This is a genomic window from Nitrosospira sp. CT (genome assembly GCF_059489795.1).
Genome location: NZ_JCAHZJ010000036.1, coordinates 12556 through 32421 on the forward strand (window position 1 = coordinate 12556; position 19866 = coordinate 32421).

General features: G+C 52.8%; 18 protein-coding genes, 1 tRNA gene and 2 pseudogenes. 7 read left to right on the top strand and 14 right to left on the bottom strand.

The window, feature by feature from the left end; translation table 11 throughout:
- Window positions 1–257 precede the first annotated feature (257 nt).
- The 3 genes and pseudogenes from AC52W5_RS05665 to AC52W5_RS05675 form a co-directional block, all read right to left on the bottom strand.
- On the bottom strand, window positions 258–1484 hold the full coding sequence (locus tag AC52W5_RS05665) for a family 1 glycosylhydrolase (RefSeq protein WP_495670294.1): 1227 nt from the start codon (window positions 1482–1484) through the stop codon (window positions 258–260).
- Between the two features lie 100 nt (window positions 1485–1584).
- Window positions 1585–2427: a GIY-YIG nuclease family protein gene (locus tag AC52W5_RS05670; protein WP_495670295.1), complete on the bottom strand. Its 843-nt coding sequence runs from the start codon at window positions 2425–2427 to the stop codon at window positions 1585–1587.
- Between the two features lie 184 nt (window positions 2428–2611).
- A pseudogene (locus AC52W5_RS05675) lies at window positions 2612–3034 on the bottom strand (3'-5' exonuclease); the annotation flags it as partial.
- Window positions 3035–3286: 252 nt separating this feature from the next.
- On the opposite strand from AC52W5_RS05675, the gene AC52W5_RS05680 reads away from it, so the two are divergent.
- From AC52W5_RS05680 to AC52W5_RS05690, 3 genes are all read left to right on the top strand, one after another.
- Window positions 3287–3742 carry a DUF2127 domain-containing protein gene (locus tag AC52W5_RS05680; protein WP_074975973.1) on the top strand — a complete coding sequence of 152 codons (456 nt, stop codon included), beginning with the start codon at window positions 3287–3289 and terminating at the stop codon, window positions 3740–3742.
- 541 nt (window positions 3743–4283) lie between these two features.
- Window positions 4284–4703 (top strand): hypothetical protein, encoded by a 420-nt coding sequence (locus AC52W5_RS05685; RefSeq protein ID WP_495670296.1) that lies wholly within the window; start codon window positions 4284–4286, stop codon window positions 4701–4703.
- Between the two features lie 55 nt (window positions 4704–4758).
- On the top strand, window positions 4759–5418 hold the full coding sequence (locus AC52W5_RS05690) for a hypothetical protein (RefSeq protein ID WP_495670297.1): 660 nt from the start codon (window positions 4759–4761) through the stop codon (window positions 5416–5418).
- Window positions 5419–5787: 369 nt separating this feature from the next.
- On the opposite strand, the gene AC52W5_RS05695 is transcribed toward AC52W5_RS05690, so the two are convergent.
- The 3 genes and pseudogenes from AC52W5_RS05695 to AC52W5_RS05705 form a co-directional block, all read right to left on the bottom strand.
- Entirely contained in the window at window positions 5788–5991 is a 204-nt protein-coding gene (locus tag AC52W5_RS05695; RefSeq protein WP_074749247.1) for a cold-shock protein, read from the bottom strand.
- A 661-nt stretch (window positions 5992–6652) separates the two neighbouring features.
- Window positions 6653–7041 (bottom strand): annotated as a pseudogene (locus tag AC52W5_RS05700) (integrase core domain-containing protein); the annotation flags it as partial.
- A 275-nt stretch (window positions 7042–7316) separates the two neighbouring features.
- Window positions 7317–7676 (bottom strand): DUF768 domain-containing protein, encoded by a 360-nt coding sequence (locus tag AC52W5_RS05705; protein ID WP_256210567.1) that lies wholly within the window; start codon window positions 7674–7676, stop codon window positions 7317–7319.
- A gap of 536 nt (window positions 7677–8212) precedes the next feature.
- Between AC52W5_RS05705 and AC52W5_RS05710 the strand changes: the two genes are divergently transcribed.
- Window positions 8213–8398: a CsbD family protein gene (locus AC52W5_RS05710; protein ID WP_074975970.1), complete on the top strand. Its 186-nt coding sequence runs from the start codon at window positions 8213–8215 to the stop codon at window positions 8396–8398.
- Between the two features lie 488 nt (window positions 8399–8886).
- On the opposite strand, the gene AC52W5_RS05715 is transcribed toward AC52W5_RS05710, so the two are convergent.
- The 3 genes from AC52W5_RS05715 to AC52W5_RS05725 all read right to left on the bottom strand — a co-directional run bounded on the left by AC52W5_RS05715 (window position 8887) and on the right by AC52W5_RS05725 (window position 10096).
- Window positions 8887–8962, bottom strand: a tRNA-Lys gene (locus AC52W5_RS05715).
- A gap of 239 nt (window positions 8963–9201) precedes the next feature.
- A complete protein-coding gene (locus AC52W5_RS05720) occupies window positions 9202–9957 on the bottom strand; it encodes a Mut7-C RNAse domain-containing protein (RefSeq protein WP_495670298.1) in 756 nt (251 codons plus the stop codon).
- Window positions 9929–10096, bottom strand: a complete 168-nt coding sequence (locus AC52W5_RS05725) for a hypothetical protein (RefSeq protein WP_495670299.1) — start codon at window positions 10094–10096, stop codon at window positions 9929–9931. The genes AC52W5_RS05720 and AC52W5_RS05725 overlap by 29 nt, the downstream gene beginning before the upstream one ends.
- 26 nt (window positions 10097–10122) lie before the next feature.
- Here AC52W5_RS05725 and AC52W5_RS05730 point away from each other — a divergent pair, with 26 nt between their 5' ends.
- The 3 genes from AC52W5_RS05730 to AC52W5_RS05740 all read left to right on the top strand — a co-directional run bounded on the left by AC52W5_RS05730 (window position 10123) and on the right by AC52W5_RS05740 (window position 13895).
- A complete protein-coding gene (locus AC52W5_RS05730; protein ID WP_495670300.1) occupies window positions 10123–10980 on the top strand; it encodes a GNAT family N-acetyltransferase in 858 nt (285 codons plus the stop codon).
- 94 nt (window positions 10981–11074) lie between these two features.
- Entirely contained in the window at window positions 11075–11518 is a 444-nt protein-coding gene (locus tag AC52W5_RS05735) for a nucleoside deaminase (RefSeq protein ID WP_495670301.1), read from the top strand.
- A gap of 376 nt (window positions 11519–11894) precedes the next feature.
- Entirely contained in the window at window positions 11895–13895 is a 2001-nt protein-coding gene (locus AC52W5_RS05740; RefSeq protein WP_495670302.1) for an AAA family ATPase, read from the top strand.
- Window positions 13896–13969: 74 nt separating this feature from the next.
- Here the strand turns inward: AC52W5_RS05740 and AC52W5_RS05745 are convergent, their stop codons facing one another.
- The 5 genes from AC52W5_RS05745 to AC52W5_RS05765 all read right to left on the bottom strand — a co-directional run bounded on the left by AC52W5_RS05745 (window position 13970) and on the right by AC52W5_RS05765 (window position 19523).
- Window positions 13970–15316: a N,N-dimethylformamidase beta subunit family domain-containing protein gene (locus tag AC52W5_RS05745; protein ID WP_495670303.1), complete on the bottom strand. Its 1347-nt coding sequence runs from the start codon at window positions 15314–15316 to the stop codon at window positions 13970–13972.
- Between the two features lie 26 nt (window positions 15317–15342).
- Window positions 15343–17034: a carbamoyltransferase family protein gene (locus tag AC52W5_RS05750; protein WP_495670304.1), complete on the bottom strand. Its 1692-nt coding sequence runs from the start codon at window positions 17032–17034 to the stop codon at window positions 15343–15345.
- Window positions 17035–17518: 484 nt separating this feature from the next.
- A complete protein-coding gene (locus tag AC52W5_RS05755) occupies window positions 17519–18718 on the bottom strand; it encodes a cupin-like domain-containing protein (RefSeq protein ID WP_495670305.1) in 1200 nt (399 codons plus the stop codon).
- 188 nt (window positions 18719–18906) lie between these two features.
- Window positions 18907–19248, bottom strand: a complete 342-nt coding sequence (locus AC52W5_RS05760) for a type II toxin-antitoxin system RelE/ParE family toxin (RefSeq protein WP_495670306.1) — start codon at window positions 19246–19248, stop codon at window positions 18907–18909.
- Window positions 19248–19523, bottom strand: coding sequence for a type II toxin-antitoxin system Phd/YefM family antitoxin (locus tag AC52W5_RS05765; RefSeq protein WP_074975283.1), 276 nt, complete (start codon window positions 19521–19523; stop codon window positions 19248–19250). Before AC52W5_RS05765 ends, AC52W5_RS05760 begins: the two co-directional genes overlap by 1 nt.
- Between the last annotated feature and the right edge of the window lie 343 nt (window positions 19524–19866).

Sequence of the window (19866 nt, forward strand, 5' to 3'; positions counted from 1 at the left end):
CTCGGAGCATAAATCCGCCTATCCACGCAGTTCTCCCACCTGACGAAGCCAATTCACCGCATCGGCAGATTCCCGAATGGGGCGAGGATCAAGGCGCAACTCGGCAAGACCCTGGAAGAATCGAAGTGCATATGTCGTGGGGCTAGACGACGCCGGTGACTATAGCCTTGGGATGTTGGCGCTTACGTAATCGGCTTTATTATATAAAAATGCTTCTAAATGCTTCTTACTGTTCTTAGCCGCTACACGCTATCACGCTATAAGAGGTCGGGCATGGGTGAATCGGGGTGGAGGCAGATTTTCTCGGCTGGCAAAGCCTCGCGCCATTGCTCAATCAAACGCTGGTATTGCTGCCCAACCGGCCGTATTCTTCTGTTCAGGTCGTATAACCCCAAAGGATTCACCTTGCCGTTATTTTCGCAAAGGACGGTATCCCAGTCTACCTGATCGGTCAAGCTATACCATGTGAAGCCAATGATGGGAATTCCATCCTGCTTCAACCGAATGATGTTAGCCCACTCTTTCCATAACCAGGAAGGCGATCGCAAGGCATCGGGGAGGTTTGTTTCCGTATGCATCGTCGGCATATGGTAGCGCTCGAAATACTGCCGGGCAATTACATAAAATCCAAAGATTTCCCCTGCAGGGGTTAGCTCCCCATCCCGCCCGACCAGCCGCTCATTTGTAATGTAATAGTCATTCCCCATGATGCTGTGAGGTTTTAGCTTGCGTCCGGTTTGCTGAAACCAGGCATAGTCCTCGCGCATCATCCCGTTATCAGTAAGATACTGATACATTCGAGCACTCACATCCTTTCCGTAGCAAAGATCAAGCGAAAGAAATCTTTTTTCGTTGAGCAGGTCAGCCTTTTCCTGAGCTGCAGGCTCTGCTGGATGAAAATAATCGCTCGATTCGCTCTGTATGAAACGTGCATCCGGTCGAATCTCGAGAATGCATCTTTCAGCTAATAAAGTTGCCCTGCATAGATTCTTGAGCGCCATAACGAATGCTCGGTCAGAAGATAAGCGTTCATTCCACAATCCCCATAGGGCAGAAAACATTGCGCATACGCTGATTTCGTTTACAGGCGTGTAGAAACGAACCCATGGAAAGCGGACTGCGAACGCACGTGCGTATTCGGCGAAAAGATGCGGCCATTCGGGGTTCTGGAAATCACCCACCCAATCCGGCACACCGAAATGACAAAGGTCTACGATCGGGGTGATATTTCGCTTCCGCAACTCACTAAAGGTTTCGTCCGAAAATGACCAATCATAGCTTCCAGGCCCTAAATGAGTACGATAGTAAGGCGGTCCATAACGCAGGTACTCGATGCCTATCTCCTGTACGAGCTGAAAATCTTCATGCCACCTCTGGTAATGGAGGCACTTATCCATTTCGTCGACGCGAACTCTCACGCCGTCGGGAAGGCGAATAGTGGGATAGCTGTTCTCGATGCCTGTACTGAATAGGAAGCGATTCACAGTGCTGAATGTGTTGAAAGAGTTTTACACCGGGAAAGACTCCTTTTAATCTTATGCCAGACGGTGGCAGACGGCCACTATTTAAATTAATCAAACAGGATTAAAACGAGTGATAAACAGAGCGAGACGGAGATTCCAGGGAAATTATTACCGGATTCTTTCTCAAACTCTTCTGCAAGAGATTATATACATCCAGCTCAAAGCTCAGGGATGAGCGCGCCTGTAAAAGATCCTCAAGCTCTTCGCCGTTCTGCACAGTGCCGAGGTGACACCACTTGTCAAACACATGAAGTTGGCTGTGGCCGGAAACCTCATTAAATTCACGAAAGCCGATTCTGCCAGGATAGGGCCAGGGCTTCAGGCGAAGCGGGATCAGCGCCTGTTTGAGACGCAGATAGTGAAGCTCTGGTAATTCTTTGCCGGCACAGACTCCATCACAACGTTTGATCTGATGGGCAAAGCACGGATTCCCAGTACCAGCACCCTGAGCACTGGCACCTTCGAGTCCAATCGCACGCGGGCACAATCTGTTGTCGACGGCGATTTTGCGAAGCGCGTCCATGGCTGCCTTTTTCGAGCGAAAAAAGCCGAAGAGATGGTCGAAGCTTGCCGGATCAATGTCATCCTCCGTTACGATGTTTATCAAGGGAATTTGATCGGTTCCACCTGTCAGGCTCAGTGAGAACAAGGTACGCGTCGAACGCAAACGCCGGTTATGGATCGGCTTGCGTTCCTTGATCAGGCTTGATTCCAGCAGCAGGGCGCCCAACTCGCCCGCCGTTTCTATCCATTCCACACGGTTTACCTGCTGGCCGATACGCATTGCCTTGCTGGATGAATGATCGCCGCTGAAGTGCGATATGACACGCGAGCGGAGTGTAACGCTTTTGCCGATATAGAGCGGCAGATTGTTTTCGCCGTAGAAGAGATATACGCCTTGCACTATCCGGAATCTCGTCCAAAAAGGCTGCGTCCAGACCGGCCGGCAGGCTCGGCCCTTTCAGCAAGGCGGCAACTTCGTCCAGAACGCGCTTCTCCCCTAATTCGCGTTTGGCCAACGCGAGATAAGCCACCAGCAGATTCACATCCCCCATGGCGCGATGACGGGCGCAGGTTACAAGCGAATGACGCTGCATGATTGCATCAAGACCGTGACTTCTGTGCTCCGGATAGAGCCGCCGGGAAAGCTTTACCGTACACATGACTTTCTGCCGGAGTACCGCGCCCAGCCGCCTGAATTCACTCTTGAGGAAACCATGGTCGAACCGGACGTTATGCGCTGCCAGCACGGCTCCTTCAATATAGCCGTACAACTTGTGAGCGATTTCATCGAACGCGGGTGCGTCTTTCACCATTTCATTGGTAATGCCGGTCAGGCGGGAAATGAGAGGCGGAATACTGACTCCTGGATTAACCAGTGTTTCCCAGCGATCAGTTTCAATTCCGTTTTCGAAGCGCGCGAGAGCGACCTCCGTGATACGGTCGTGCAAAGGCGAATCTCCGGTCGTTTCGAGATCCAGGACTACGAAATGAGGCAGGTTGGAAAACATTGGGTTGTCGATCGCTGTCAGAACTGAACGCTCAGCGAAACCAGGAAGAGAAAGCTGCTGAAACCGGCATTGGATTACGTTGTGCTAGCATGAAAACCACTGGGGGCCGCTTAAACTCTGAAATCTGGGTCGCTGGCCAGATATTTTACCGCGATTCGGAAATTGAAGGCTTGGCTCGTCTGGCAGGTTGCGCTGCTGTAAATTGAAGGTGAGATAGTACCGCTTTGGCTCGATACGACATTCCTATCACTTATGAAATTATCCGGTGCATTACGCACAGTCGCAGTTTTTGAAGCCGCCAAAGGTGCTCTGGTATTGCTGGTTGGATTTGATTTGCTCTCCCTGGTACATCACGACATTCAGCAAGCCGCCGAGCACTTGCTGGCGCGTACTCATCTGAATCCAGCCTCCCGTTATCCCCACATCTTTATTGATTTGGCCAACCAGCTCACAAACACCCGCTTATTGCTGATCGCGGTTGGAGCTGGCGTCTACTCGCTGGCACGATTTATCGAGGCGTATGGGCTCTGGCGTGCAAGGCGCTGGGCCCAATGGTTTGCGGCTGCAAGTGGCGCGATTTACGTGCCTTTTGAGCTTTTCGAATTGTATGAGCGTGTTACCTGGCTTAGCCTTGGCGCCTTGATGCTGAACCTGGCAATTGTTGCCTTCATGCTCTACCACCTGTTGCATGCAGGGGGCAGAAAATAGCCAATGCGCACTCATCGAGCCGCTAGCTGCTAGCTGCTTCGATCCGGTGCCGCAGGGCGGGACGGGGTCAGGTGCATCTATCTGGGCGTATCCGTGTTACCGCTTTAAGGGTCGGAACAGTCAGTGTACCGCTCTGCTATGTCTATGACTTTTCCATTGAAATCTTTCCATTGCACGTTGCAACCTATGCCGACTATGAGAGACACGTGCAATTGCTCCGCGGGTAATTTCAAAAAATCGGCACGAACGTTAGAAAGGTTCACTGAGTGGGATTCGCACAGATTATCGGGCTTCCCGAATTTAACCTGTTTTTGAAAATTACACGCTACCTTCCAAGTGCTGATGAGGAGACTCCTCATGGCAACAATACCTGGAACGAACACGTGGAAATGAGTAAAGTGAAACTGCCCTCCTCCTCGATCTCTGCACCGCCGGGAATCGGCAGGGAAAATACGTCCAGCGGCTACCCGGAACTGGCCACAGGAAGCTGCGCCTGTCACGCCCTCTCTATGCCCCTCTATTTTTCTCGATGGAGAATCTTATGCATCTGCCGCTTTTGACGTCCTCTGTAAACCGCCTGGTCATTTCTGCCATATTTTTTCTGGCATTCACCTCCCCCGCCGTGCTTGCGCAAGCGCCGCAACCGGCGCAGGCGCCACAGCCCATTGAAGCAACCATGAAAAACATGGTTTCAGCTATTCTGACTAACTCATTGGCCGATTTTGTATCGCCAGGAGATGAAGCATTTCAAGCCGGGATGACAAAGGAGATGCTCAGCAGCATCGACCAATCCCTCGCTTCGCGCCTCAAGCAAGGCTACACCACGACATTCCTGACCACACTGCATCAGCAGGGATTCGACGTATATCTCTGGAAATTGGTATTCAAGGACGGAAATGACGATGTTCTTATTTTCATGGCCCTGAAGGACCAGAAAGTCGGCGGATTCTGGTTGCGTTAGTTTGCCCTATAAAAAAATGGATCAAGTCAAGCCTGCGATAGAGACCGAGACCTGTATGAAGAAGATTAAATTGATGTGGGGTGTCCTTCTCATGCTTGGGCTGGCTCCCGTTTCCGTATGGGCGCGCGGAGGTGGCGGCGGGGGAGGATATGGAGGTGGAGGATTTGGTGGCGGCGGACATATGGGAGGAGGCGGACATATGGGAGGCGGAGGAATGCATTTTGGAGGCGGCGGGCACATCGGAGGCGGGGGATGGGCGCACGGCGGAGGAATGCATTATGGGGGTGGGGAGCATTTTGGCGGAGGAGTCGGTTATTATCGAGGCGGTGGAGTCGGCCGCTATCGCGGGGGCGGATTCGGTTACTACCGGGGGCCGCGCGGTTTCTATCGTGGCTACGGTTACGGCCTGGGATTTGGCTTTGGAGGATATGGGCTAGGGCTAGGGCTAGGATATGGCCTGGGTTATGGTGCCCTAGCTTATGGGCCTTATTATCCATATCCGCCCATGTATCCATATCCATTCCCGGTACCTGTGCCCGCAGTCCCGCCGGTATACATTCAACAAAACCTTCCGGAACAAAACGACACGCAAAACATGGCTCAGCCCCAATCCGGCTATTGGTATTATTGCCGGGAATCGGAAGGTTATTACCCCTATGTCAAGGATTGTCCCAGTGACTGGGTACAAGTTGCTCCACAACCGCCGCCCCAATAATGTCGTTTGCCCCAAATGACCGGGAGCACATCAGGTGGAGTCAGGGCAATAAAAGGCTCGGTGTGAGCCGAGCCAGAGGGTTTACTGCAATCGCTTCCCCGTTTAGGGAGGAGAGAAGCGAATGACTCTATAAGGTTCTCAGCGTCGAGCGTTCGACCCTTTATTTCAGCCTTTAATGGCCGAGAATCATTCTCGGCCATTTCTATTATCAATTTCGATATCAACGGATAGCTCAGTTTTAACTTCGCCTTTTACAGCCTGAGACCGGGGAACTTTACGTTCTATCGAACAATGGACGATATCCGATATTGGGGGTTGTGAACAACAGGGGCGACAACCGAAGATTTTTGCGGCCGTAAAAATGAAACCTTACGCAGCTTGAATGTTTGATGCCTGCTTGCCCTTAGGACCTTGTGTAACCTCAAACGTTACTTTTTGACCTTCTTTCAGCGTCTTGAATCCGCCCATGGTGATTGCCGAGAAGTGCGCGAACAAATCCTCGCTGCCGTCAGCAGGGGTAATGAAGCCAAAGCCTTTTGCATCGTTGAACCACTTTACTGTGCCAATTGCCATTTTTATTTCCTATACATATCAATCAAAAAAATACCCTTGTTGTCAGGGCTGACCACATTTTGTCAATCTGTACGAGAGGAATATGTTCGCTACCGTACCTAAGAAATCGATGCGTTCAAGATCATCCCTTACTTAAAATCATTTTTGCATAAACTGCACTCTACCCATGTTGCAGCTTCCTGGAAAGCTAAAAGAAGCCGTGATAGAGGATCACGGAAATACCGAATATGATAGCTGCAGTACCCAATATGACAATTACATTACCAAATATAGCAGCAACAGTAAGGATAATTTTTTGCTTCATTACGTTACTTTTCCTGGGAAAGGGGGGCCGTGGAGGGGGCCGCGGTGCCCTTTAAACAGAAGGCCCTTGGGCTACCCCCATTACAGAATGGTTATTACGGTTGTACTAGGATGGTATGGCGCCGAAAAGGCTGAAAACGGACGATAGGCGGAATGGCTCGAAATTTCCTTGATCTCTTGCATGGTTTGCGCGATGTGTCCTTCGCATTAGGGCGCGCATTATTCCCTAATCCTTGGAATTTGTCGATATAACTTTTATCGGTAAGCTTCAAGCTCCCGAAAAATTAGTTCAGGTTTTGGAAGAAGAACTACCCTTACAGAAGGGAACGGGAAATTTCCCGAAATCTTGGTGTAGTGGTCAAGTAATTTCGGACACTGGGATAGGTGGTACTGCTGCCATTTTCCGCTCAAAGATGGCGGGTGACAGATAGCCCAATTTCGAGTGTAATCTGATCCTGTTGTAGAAGCTGGCGATGTAATTGGTGATATCACCCCGAGCTTCGCCATGGTTGGCATAATCACGTTGCCACACACGTTCCATTTTCAGGTTCAGAAAGAAGCGCTCCATCACAAGCGCTCCATCACGGCATTATCCCAGCAGTTACCCTTGCGGCTCATGCTGCAGCGGATGCCGTGCTGATCGAGCAAGCTCGGGTATTCAAAACTTGCATACTGGCTGCCACGATCGGAATGCAACAGCAATCCCGGTGCAGGCTTGCGCTGCCAGATTGTTGCCATGCGCAATGCCGACGCTCGATGACGGTCCGAAAATCTTCCGGTCGATCAACGAGAAGAAAACACAAAAGGGAATTTTTCGTACGCTACGAGAATAGATGCCTGAAAAATCAATAAGATGCGAGTCAAGCCAAGAGCGCTGAGGCTGCATGGCGGTTACATCAGAAGTGACTATATATCTTTTTTTTGTTTATGTATTTATGGCTTAAAGTACATAATATTCCTTTTCGTGTCTTCTCCTCAACCAACCAACGCGATGCCGCCCTGAAGACCAACCATGCGGGGGCTCAGTCGCCATCTTCATTCTCCCGCGCAAGTTGCGACTTGAGATGAAAGGCATCGATGTCAAAGTCTCTGCTGTCCGAGACCGCGGCCAGTACCAGAGGCAAAACGCGCTCCCGCTCCTCCTCGGTCTCGAAGTTTGTGAAGTTGACCGCAGCTGCCTCGGCGAACAGTTTCTCCGACAGCCGCTTTGCCTTTACTTCATGACTCTCTATGTCGGAATTGGCGCCGGGAGGGATGTTTTCCTCAATCCATGTTTTGGCCCACATCAGGAAGCGATTGCTCATGATTGCCCACCCATCTTCTGCGTTGAGTTCGGCGCCAGTCGCCCGGCGCACTGTGACTCGCCCGATACTTCGGTCCAAGTCAGTAAAAGCTTACTGTATAGCATTGAGAGACGCCGTGACGCCTAGCCCTTCGCTCAAGCGGACCGCCACCGGGAAGCCGCTTAGCTCAACGTTAGCGCTATGAATCCTCTCCCAACATTTCCTCCTGAAGTTTATCATTATGTTACATGTGATGGGCCGATAGAACGAAAACTCATTGTAAATGTTAAAGTCTCAAATAAGTGTAAGGGTAATTAAACTGATGAGTCACCTAAGTTAATGCTTTTTAAGCATAGCAAATAATTTCTATAGGTCCAGCTAAACTCATCAATTGTTTGGTCTTTAACGGATCAACGAATTTTTTTCGATGTAACTCCAGACTCGGTACAAGGGGTTGCACAAGCAGTGTGAACCCATCTAAGACGTGGGCTTTTTTATTGCCCACCAGACCCGCTTCGGCGGGTTTTTTATTGCTGTGTTTGCTACCGAACATTACTCAGCAATATCATCTGATATTGTAATCTCCATGTTTCTCGTCCACCGTGGATAAAGAAACATCTTTAAGGAGATTACAGATGAACAAAGATCAAGTTAAAGGTGTGGCTAAAGATATTGCCGGCAAAGTACAGCAGAAGGCAGGAGTATTGACCGGTGACAAGGAGCAGCAAGCCAAAGGACTTGCCAAGCAGGCTGAAGGCAAAATACAAAAAGGAGTTGGCGATGCGAAAGAGGCAATCAAGGACGCCGCTGACAAGCTCTAACGAAATGCCGGGAAGCTAAAAGATCACTCGATAATAACAAAACATTCTCCTCTCCTCACTTCTTAAACCCGCCTAGAGCGGGTTTTTTGTTATCTGCTATATTGAAATCGCAGGGTAGCCCCCTGCATCCTTACACTCCTTTTTCAAACCCGCTTCGGCGGGTTTATTTTTGCAGAGATGAAAGCTCCACCAGAAGCCCTACAATCGATTTAAATTGAGAGGTGGTTACCCTTCTTTCCTGCACGCGAAAACGCTCCCTAAGCCTTTAGTAAAGCAGGCAGCCCCTAAACCTAAAGCCTGCCTGGTGGCTACGGTACGGGCCATTCGCTCATACTAAACTGGCAGTTTTCTGTGAAGATTTTTCATTTTTCCACATATTCCCTTCTTGAGTTTTTATTTCATTGTTAAAAGATGGGTTACAGAATGGTTACATTCACAGAAAAATAAAAAATGAGTTGGATGATTGGATAATTAAGTTATTGTTTTATTGGTGGGTCGTGAGCGATTCGAACGCTCGACCTACGGATTAAGAGTCCGCTGCTCTACCAGCTGAGCTAACGACCCGGATTGAATGAACCGGATTTATTCAGTTGCAGGTTCGACGCATGACAGAGGCAAAACTGTCATGCCTTTATTGCTTCTTTGCCGCTTGAATCTGAGGGTGCTAATCCTACCACATCCGGAAAGAAATTCGAATGGGACAATTACCTGATCGGATCATTCCTGATGCAGAAGCTTGATCTGCACATACAGGAGAACCGGTTCCCCGACTGCGAATCATCCAACTGCACCCACGTGAACAGCTATTCGGCAAATTGATTTAGCTGAATGCACTCCTTCAGCATCGCCCGCATGCGCTCCCAGTGCGAACCCTCCCAGAAAACGCGTTGACAGATATCGCACGTGCTGAAATGGTCGAAGCGCTCGCGTACGGACGGCGGCAGGCGCTCAAGCACTGCGGCCTTCTCGATAGACCGTAGAGGTGCGTTGCAGTTCAGGCATAAGGTAAAAGGCTTGATGCTGTGTGCGAGGTCCAGCCGATCGAAAATCTCGCAGAGCTGGTCAGGCGGCTTCAAGGCCCGCACATAACATCCATGCGTAATCGAACGCCGCTTGAGCAGTTCCCGGTCGCGGGTGAGGACGATGCGCTTTTCCTGGGCAGCGAGCAATTCGATCTGGCGGTCGTGATAATTATTGTCGTACAGCGTGTCGAAACCCGTCATGCGCAATAGATGCGCCAAACCACCCAGATGGGCGTCCGCAATGAAGCGCGTTACTCGCAGGGGATGCTCGCGCACACGCAGCAGGGGTGTAACATCGACCATCTCGAATTTGGGAAAGACTGCGACCCGATCGCCATGCTCCAGTACCCGGTCGAACCCCACCGATTCTCCGTTTACCAGCACCAGTTCCACTTCGGTGTGCGGCACACCTAGTGCTTCGATCATATGCTTGGTGGTCGCTGCATGGGCGCAGGAACAGGAGAATTCCCGCTTTCGCCGCTCGCGAGCGAGAAAGTCATTCAGTTCCTCATAAAAACGGAATGTAGCGGTAACCATGAATCAGTATTGCACTTTTCAGGCTTAGGCGCATGATTACCCGATTTTCCTGGAGTATCAACGGCAGTTGCGCAAGAGTGTTCTCTTTTTCTGGAGTAACATCATAATACTGCGCGCACGTCTGCTGTTCATCGCCCATCAGGCGATTCCATTAGCGGGGAAAACATGCAATTCAAAATACGGGAAGGTCGCCTGGCGGATGCTGAGGCAGCCGGGATGATCTGCTACGAAGCATTCAAGACGGTTTCTCAGCAACACGGTTTTGAACCCGATTTTCCCTCGTTCGAAGTAGCGCGTGATCTCCTGCTGACTTTGCTTTCGAGACCCGATGTATATTCAGCCGTGGCTGAGAGTGAAGGAAGAGTCGTGGGCAGCAATTTCCTGTGGCAGGATTCCACCATTGCCGGCATTGGGCCACTTACGATAACGCCGGAAGCCCAGAGCGGCAGGGTGGGCCGAGGCCTGATGGAGGATGTGCTGGAGCATGCTCGGAATAAACATTTCGCGGGAGTGCGGCTGGTGCAAGCTGCATACAATAACCGCTCCCTCTCCCTCTATACCAAGCTTGGTTTTGAGGTACGGGAACCATTGGCAACTCTGCAGGGAGCACCCCTGCGAATTGATATCCCCGGCTACAATGTCCGTACGGCAGTAGTGGAGGATGCAAACGCATGCGACTCCTTGTGCCGGAAGATACATGGCCACGATAGAGGGCAGGAATTGCGCCATGCGATTGCTCAGCAGACCGCAATGGTGGTGGAACACGAAGGCCGCATCACCGGTTACGCAACTTTAATTGGCTTTATGGGGCATGCAGTGGGAGAAAGCAATGAAGACCTCAAAGCCCTGATCGGTGCCGCAGACTCGTTTGCAGGTCCAGGCTTTCTTCTACCTGCGCGTAATAGCGAGTTGTTCCGCTGGTGCCTGAAGCAGGGGCTTCGGGTAGTTCAACCGATGAATCTGATGAGCCTTGGCCTCTACAACCAGCCCTCGGGGGTCTTTCTGCCCTCCATTCTTTTTTAGGGGAAGGGATTCCGGAAGCTTGCCGAAATCATGCCTGTACAGCTTGGCGATAGTCGATAGGCGATAAGGACGGATAAGTCAGACAGGAGGCCAGATGTCTCAACATGAAACATTCCTGTGGGAAGCGGTGCGTCTCGCCAAGAACAACCGTGAACGCGGTGGCCGACCCTTTGCCGCAGTCCTCGCTATTGATGGGCAGGTCGTCTCCACCGGCGTCAACGATGTCGTGCAGAGCAATGATCCCACCATGCATGCAGAAATGGAGGCAGTGCGCGCTGCCAGCCGGAACCTCGGTCGTGCTGACCTGAGAGGCAGTATCGTTTATGCCAGCGGCCACCCCTGCCCCATGTGCCTGGCGGCGATGGTGATTGCAGGAGTGGACGTCGTATATTACGCTTTCGACAACGATGATGCGGAACCCTATGGGTTTTCGAGCAAGGCGACCTATCAGAAGCTGCGCCTGTCACTGGAGCCTCCACCCCTGCCGCTCACTCGACTCGATCTCGGCCTGTCTCCTGCAGAACTGTATAGTGCATAGCTTTGCAACCTGAGAAGGACGGCAGGAAGAGAATATTGAGTCAGCGAGCAAATAGCATGACGTCATATAGGCTGAAGCCGGTATCAAGTGACGTTGAAGGCGCGCCATTGTTGGGCGTGGGCTGGATTCCGGTTTGCTGGATTCCGGGTCAGGCCCGGAATGACGGGATTCATAATATTTTCTGGCCGGTTCAATAAGAAGTAAGGAGGCAAGACGCAGCCTTGGATTCCGCAGCTTTTTTGGCGGATTGACAACGTTGTCTAAAAGTATTAAAGATTCCAGCTCAACAAACGCTCTTTAAGTACCCGTCCCGCGCACTCAGAGGATTATAATGACAGCACATATATTGCCTGCCACAGAAGAAGACACAAACTCTATGAATAAGCAATCATTGCAAGACATGCTGCTCCTTCCCCGCATACCGGACGTACCAGACGCACCAGACATAACAGACCACTGGGATCATGCGGAAACCACAAGCAATAGCGAAAGCCCCATCGACGCGCCGGTCGTGAGTGAAGCGGTCGTGAGCGAAGCAATAGACGACAGAATAATACACCCTATGCACCTTACTCGATTTCTGGTCACCAATTTTCGCTCGGTAGAGAACAGTGGCTGGGTTGAGGTTGATAGCGTTACTGCGCTCGTCGGCGTGAACGAATCCGGCAAGACAAACCTGCTGATTCCGCTCTGGAAGCTGAACCCGGCAGTCGGAGGAGAAATCGTGCCGGCTTCCGATTACCCGAAAAAGCAATTCGGCACCCTGCGGCAGGCACCGGAAAACTTCTGCTTCATAACGGCGGAATTTGAGGCAGCAGAGCTTGGAGAAGAGCTTTGCGGCAAGCTGGAGATCTCCAGCGAAGAGGCCTCCCTCATCGCTGTAAAACGGTACTTCAATGGGGATTATTCGATCTCCTTCCCCCGGCGGGAAGAGCTTGGCGAGATTAGGAGATCATCAGGGGAAGGTGCAGAGGATGTTGTGAATACGGTAATCCACTCCCTTCCGAAATTTGTCTATTACTCTGAATTCGGAAATCTGGATTCTGAAATCTATCTTCCCCACGTAGTACAGAATCTTCAACGCACTGACCTTGGGCCCAGAGAAGCAGCCAAGTCGCGTACATTGCGCGTTCTTTTTAAATTCGTAGGCCTCGAACCGGGAGAAATTCTTGAACTCGGGCGGGACTTCCCAAGGCGCAAGGGTCGTCGTCGTGAACCCACAGCGGAAGAAATCCGGGAAATCGCGATGAAGAAAAGGGAGCGTTCCATCTTGCTGCAATCGGCAGGCGGGCTTCTGACGGATAAGTTCAGAAACTGGTGGAAGCAGGGAGATTACAAATTCCGCTTCGAAGCGGATGGAAGTCATTTCCGTATATGGGTTTCCGATGACCGCCGCCCGGAGGAAGTTGAGCTCGAAAGCAGAAGCACGGGGCTTCAGTGGTTTCTGAGTTTTTATCTGGTCTTCCTCGTGGAAAGTGGAGGTGAGCACCAGAACGCTGTCTTGTTGCTGGACGAGCCCGGATTGTCGCTGCACCCCCTGGCGCAGCGCAACCTTTTTGCCTTCTTTGACAGTCTTGCAAAAGTCAACAAAATCCTCTACACGACCCATTCACCATTCCTGCTGGATGCAGAGCACCTGGGACGCGCGCGCAAGGTGTACGTTTCCCCTAACGGAACGACGCAAGTGACGTCTGACCTTCGTAGCGTGGAAAAGGATATCCGGCAGGCGGGAGCCGCCTATGTGGTTCACTCGGCGTTGAACCTGAATATTGCCGAGAGCATGGTAACGGGCTGTCAGCCGGTCGTCGTGCAGCGCGTCTCGGATCAATACTATCTCTCGGCCATCAAGACGCTGCTCATTGGGGCAAACAAAATAGCTCCCAAGCGCGAACTGCTCTTTCCTCCGGCCGGCGGCAGCAAAACGGTAGGCGTGATCGCAAGCATCATCAGTGGACGCGACGAGCCGCTGCCCAAGGTAGTCCTGCGGGATGATGAAGCAGGAAAACAGGTCAACGCGGAGTTGAAGTCGGATTTGTACAGCGGCGCGCAAGAGCGCATCTTTTCGACGGATAATTACGTTCTCTTCAGCAATTCCACGACAGAAGATATGATACCTGCGCCGTTTTTTGCACAAGTGATAGACCGCTGGGAGAGGAATACGGACATCGCCTTTGCGGACGTCCTGGTCAACGGCAGGCCGGTGGTGGAGCAGGTGGAGGCCTGGGCCGACGCACAGGGCGTCGTACTACGCGACGAGTGGAGAGTTGAAGTTGCAAAGCGCGTCAAGGAACAGGCATTGAAAAAGGGCATCAGCGCGTTTGATGCTGGCACCATTGCCCGCTGGGCAAAGCTCTTCCAGGAGTTGATCCGGAACTGATCGCCTCAAGCGAATTGCCATCATCGCTATTGATCCCGCAAGACGATCTGCAGCACCAGGCAGAAGTCCCCTGATTACTCGCGAAGCAAGCGGTCGATGACATTGCGTGTGATGATATGGACATGTTCATTTTCGAGCACTTGGGCCCAGTCGGTGGTTCCCGCGGTAAACACTGTGCCGTTGCGCGAAAAGATTCCCATTGTTGCTGCGTGAATGCCTTCGTGAGCGGGATACGCTTCCCGAGGAGGAAGTTCCTGCCAATTACCATCCAGCACGCTTGCTGCCAGAACACGGAACCCGCTCGGGGTACCGGTACTTCCGGCATTTGAGGAAAGCACTGCAAGGCCGGTAGCTTTGTCGAATTCATCCAACGGGGCGCCGTCGCACTCGTACCCGACCAGCGGTGGCAAGGTTTTATCGCCGAACGCCTCGCCGCGGCTCAATCCTGTTCCCGCGAATACCCAGTGCTCCGGGTCCTGCACGATATATCCTCTCGTGTTCCGCGGGCCATCCCACCAGCCGCCCCCGTTTCGGTAACTCACGCCCGTCAGGGAATCCTCGGGACGAGCAACGCCTGTGGACGGCCACCAATGGTCGAAGGCGCCGTGAGGCCCCCCTTGATGGCATAGCATCGCCGCTCCCCCATCGATGATATGAATGCGCCACCAGCAGAGGTTGGCGCCGAAGAAGGCAACGTTGCCTCCCTTGGACACGAAATCTTCCGTCAGGTCGCGTATCGTCTCGCTCCAGTATTCGTCGTGTCCCACGCTCAGCATAAGCCGGCAGCGATTGCACAGATCCGGAGCGGCATGGATATCGAGATCGGTGCAGAATTCAGGCTCATAGCCGTTGCGCAGAAGCCAGCGAATGAAATGCGCATCCCAATGTGCGAAAGTCTGGCGCGGCGAACTCAAATCGTAGTAGTCGAGCGCGCCCCAGGTCTCGCCGCCGATGCCGCCACCTGGACGAAGCAGCGAGAGCCTGGCCCCTGGCGGGTCCTGTGAACGTGGAGGATTGACGTAGAAGCAGCCACCGCCGGTGCAGTTATAGGCATGGTAAGTGGCAAGCGGAATCTTGTAGAGCAGCTTGCTGTGTCCATTGCCGCGGACGACGAACAGGACGGCGGCACTTTCCATTGCCAGCGCTACCGGATTGCCATCTGGTTCTTCCAGATGAGCAATATAGACCGCGGACAGCCAGTCGTGCGGGACAGGAAATTCGTATGACGGCCATTGCCAGTCTTCCGCGGCGCCTCGTGGGGCCGCATATTTCCCCGGGAGCCAATCCGTTTCGGATAGCCGCAGCAGGCCATCTCCCCAGCGATAGAACACCACGCGAAAGCGCGGCGCATCGGTGGCAATGTGCAACACCAGCGTATCTCCGGGTGCGACGCCCGCCGAAGCGGGATAACCACGAATCACGTTATTTCTCCTGCTGTTTTCTTCTGCTACCCGACAGGACCGACCGGCTCGGGTTCGATACGCTTGCGCACGAGATAGGGCGGCATGGCGAGCGCGTGCATCGGTGTGCGGCGAAACGACTCAAGCGCCTGATCAGGCGTTTCAACGATCGGCTCTTCCTTTCGATTGAAGGACGTATTGAGCACTACGGGAACACCGGTGCGGGCTTCGAATGCTTTCAGCAGTGCGCGCAGGAAGGGATCATCCTGCGCGCCGACGGTTTGCAACCGCGCCGTGCAGTCAACATGCGTGACAGCGGGAATGATATCGGCGGCCTTGGGCCAGACCGGAGCAGCGAACTGCATGAAGGGGGATGGACGGCGGATATCGAAGAATTCCTCCGCCCGCTCGAGCAGCACTACCGGCGCCAACGGACGAAACCATTCCCGCTCCTTGACTCTGGCGTTGATCCAGTCACGCACGTAGCCATGGCGCGGATCCCCCAGAATACTGCGATGACCGAGTGCGCGCGGACCGAATTCGCTGCGCCCGTGGTAGAGAGCGACCACCTTGGTGGCAGACAGCAGGTCGGCTATACGCCCGTACAGATCGGCGGGTTGTTCAAGATGCTCCACGACAAGGTCATCCGCGCGGCTTAACGCGGACTCGATGTCCGACAGGCGCGGCTCGGGCCCGAGATAATCGTTCTCCCACCGATAGTCGCAACGCATACCGCCCAGCTCGGTAAGACCGTACACGGCGCAGCCAAGCGAAGTGCCTGCATCGCTGGGTGCCGGAGGAATGAAGACGCGCTGGAAGGGAGTTTCACGCAGGAGGCGATCATTGGTGGAACAGTTAAGACCGGTGCCTCCGGCAAAGCACAGGTTCTCCGCACCGGTTTGGGCGTGCAGCCAGCGGGCAACTTCGAGCACCGCCTCCTCAAAGGCACGCTGGCCGGCAGCGGACAGATCGGCGCTATCGGCAAAACGGGAAGCATCGCCAGCAGCATAGCGAAAACGATTGCGATCCCGCAGAATTTCCATCCACCGGTCGGGAATCGTCACCTGCGGACCGTCCACTTCCAGGGGCGGCAGGCCAAGCGCGTTCGGGTTGCCATGCGGGGCGAGACCCATCACCTTGCCTTCGTTGCCCTCACCTGAAAAAACCGCTTGTGTCAGCAGGAAGTAGAACATTCCAAGCCCGACCAGACGCCGCTCGTTACGGTCCCACAATTGCTTGCCGATGCATTCGATCCGCTCTCTATCTGCCTGATAGAACGAGGAGACTTCACGCCAACCCGGAGGCACGCTGTCCGCTCCGCTCCATTTCTCGGTGAATTCTGAAACCGGGCTGCCCTGACCATCGATGATCATCACTGCGGCCTTGTCAAATGGGGATGGATGAAACACGCTGTAGACATGCGCGAGATGGTGTGAGATGCGCTTGCGCTGGCAGTCAGGCGAGAATTTCAATATTTCGGCCATCTCCTGCTCATACGCAGAAAGATTTTTTATCTCGCTGTCGGATGAATAGCATTCGACGAGAACATCGATCGGCTTGCCAAGCTCGGGAAGATGCGGTGCGTATGCGTTGCGGAAATCGTCGAGTCTTCCCCAGTGGTGCTTCCGCCTTGTGAGCCGTTCTTTTTGTATTGCGTATACCACCTGTGATCCATGCATCAGGCAGATGCTTGCATCCTGCGTGCGGTTCACCCCAAGCACTACCGGTCCATCACTCATCGAATTCTCCTTTGTTGTTTAGCGGGCCAGCTCAACCCTGGAATGAATACGTCAGGCTGGTTTTTTCCAGGTGCTCCAGTGCGTGGAACGAGTATGTTTGCGATCCCCGGGGATCACCTAGCGGGTCAACCGGTGAAGTCTGTCCAGGAATCGCTGCTGGCGTATAGTTACCTTTTCCTGCGAACTGAGGGAATTTCGTTGGGCAGCCTATTATGACTATAGTAGAGATTGGGTATTTGTAAAGGTTAGATGCAGAGGGGGAAAGAGTTGGCAGGGCATTTCATAGAGGAAGGAGAAGCGCAAAAAGAGAAGCCAAAGGAGATGAAAATTGGCCTGCTGCCTGTTCGCAGCTGCGCGCATTTCTTTCCGGTTCTACGGCAGGTAGAGCCAGTCTCTTGGCAGATGCAGGCATTTTCACAGCAGCGTAAGCATAAGCCACCTGTGCGGACAGCAATACCTATGCCGCTGACAGATGGGATTTCGTTCAATACAACACTGTTTCCTGTTCGTTATGGTCAGTATCACTGGCGAGCGAGGCGATATTACCTCTTATGCTGCAACTGATGACTTCCACGCAGCTTTTCCAGAAACCCCCTGAGAGCAGTTGCAGGGCGCGGAAATACCTGTTGGAGATTTCGGTGGGCGCGGTGTAGCGGCAGGTGATCCCCAGGCCTTCTTCATCGAGATTGATTGTCTTGTGCCACATCCAGGCGGGGAAAAACAGAACGTCACCGGGACGGAGATCGAACTCATAACGCGGCGCATATTCCACCAGGGGGTACGCACCCGGATCGCCCGGTTCTCCTTCCTCGTTCGCGCTGAACTCCGCAAACCGGCGCATGCCATTGCCAAGAGCGGCCGGATATAGCAACCAGGAATATTCGGATTCGATCAAGGTCCAGCGCTTGGAGCCGGAAACGGCAAGATACCAGTTGGGTCCTTCCTCACAGTGGTAGTTCGCGTTCAATCCCGCTCCCAAACCCAAGATCAGAAAGCTCAGTACCGGCTTCGAGGGCCGCCCCATGACAGGAAAATAGGCATGCGAGCGCGGAATGCGGAAGTATTCGTAGAAAGCTGGATTTTGATCGAGCAACAATTGCTGCGGAATGTAATTGCAGCGGCGATCCTCCGCGATCTCGCGCAGAGAGACATTCACCATCTTCTTGCTCCGCTTGTCCAGAGCCTGGACGATGGTATCCGGAAAACGTTCCGCAAGTTTGTCGAGCGTCCAGTCGATTGGCGCGTTACCCACGAACCCTCGCATAATGCACGGAACACCGCGCTTCACGTGCTCCCGGTAAAACCAATTCGGCTCTATCTGGCCGGGTTGATATTCAGTGATGGGGAGAACCTGCCTGCGCGCCACCCCCCTGTCCTGCAAGCGTTGCAGGATACGCGATTCGGTACGCTTGCGCGCATCCCGGAACAGGCTCGGATTGTGGGACAGATGCTGGCACAACATGATGCTCTTGAGCGCCAGCACATTCCAATATCCCAGCGGCAGTTTCTTCACAGCACGCTTGCCCATACGCTCCACAAGAAAGGTGCGCAGAAAAAGCTGCTGCTCCACCACCAATTGCCATAGAACATAAAAAAATGTGGCAATTCCAGCGAGAGGTATTGCTAACGTGTCTCGCGCACGTGTCAATGCAGTGATTTTTTTTGGCTGGCCTGCTATCTCCATGGAAGCCTCTCTCTAAGGTTGATTCACCATGAGAATCAGTTCATTTAATTCCTCATCTTATGGGCTCATTTTATGGATTAAGTCTAGCCCGTATTACGACATAATGGAAATAATGGACAAACGCAAATTGACGTGCAGCTTCCTGGATTACCTATGACGATTCTAAAATCAGAAACCCTTTCTGCAAACTACCCGTTCAGCAGTCGGCGTTCCAGAACCGACTGCATGTCCCGTCGACCATCGATAATCAGATAAATCATGACCTGATTCCCGATGACTCGATAGATCATACGGTAAGGTTTGAAAAACGTCTGCCGATACTCCTTGATACCCAGAGCGGGCAACTCTTTCGGGTAGCTGCCCCGCTCAGGGAACTGCAATAAGCTCTCCACGACCTCCATTAGCTGGTCCAGTACATAGTTTGCACTGACTACGCTATCAGGCTCGGCGATATAGTCGTAAATCGACTCCAAATCCTGCTCTGCACCCTGGGTAAGCAGCACCTCGAACTTCGTGTTGGAACCTGGCATCAGGGGGTTGAGTGCTTGCGGCGCAGACGGGCAGCGACATCAGCCACAGGCTTGATCTTTCCTCCCGTCACTTCCTGGTTGCCCAGCGCAAGAATCTTCAATAACGCCAGGGTTTCCTGGGTTTCCTCGAATGAAGTCACGTCCTGCAGAACGGCCTTCGCCTCCCCGTTCTGGGTGATGACCAAGGGCTCCCGCTGCTCCGCGAGTTGTGCCAAGACCTCGGCCGCGTTGGCCTTCAGATAGCTGATCGGTTTGACTTGAGATGAGTAACGCATTCATGTTCTCGTGATATCCTAGGAAAACTTAATATAGTCTTTTAAAGGACCGATCACAAGAGGGCTTTCTTGACTCTGCTCAGCGAAAACTAGACCGTTATGTTGATGGTATTCGCGGTATCAGGGGACGAGGACTCTCGAATTGAAACCTAATTCTTTGTAGTAAAAGGATTTATTTAACATTGCAAGAAATATGCCCCCAATTGTGCCCCCAAGGATGTGCCGCTTAAAGGAAGAAGTTGTACTCTACCTCGTCTAACGTATGGAAACAAAAGCCCTCCGAAGCGGGGCTTGAAAAGGGAGCGTAAAGACAGAGAGGTGGTCTTCCCTGCCATTTCAATAT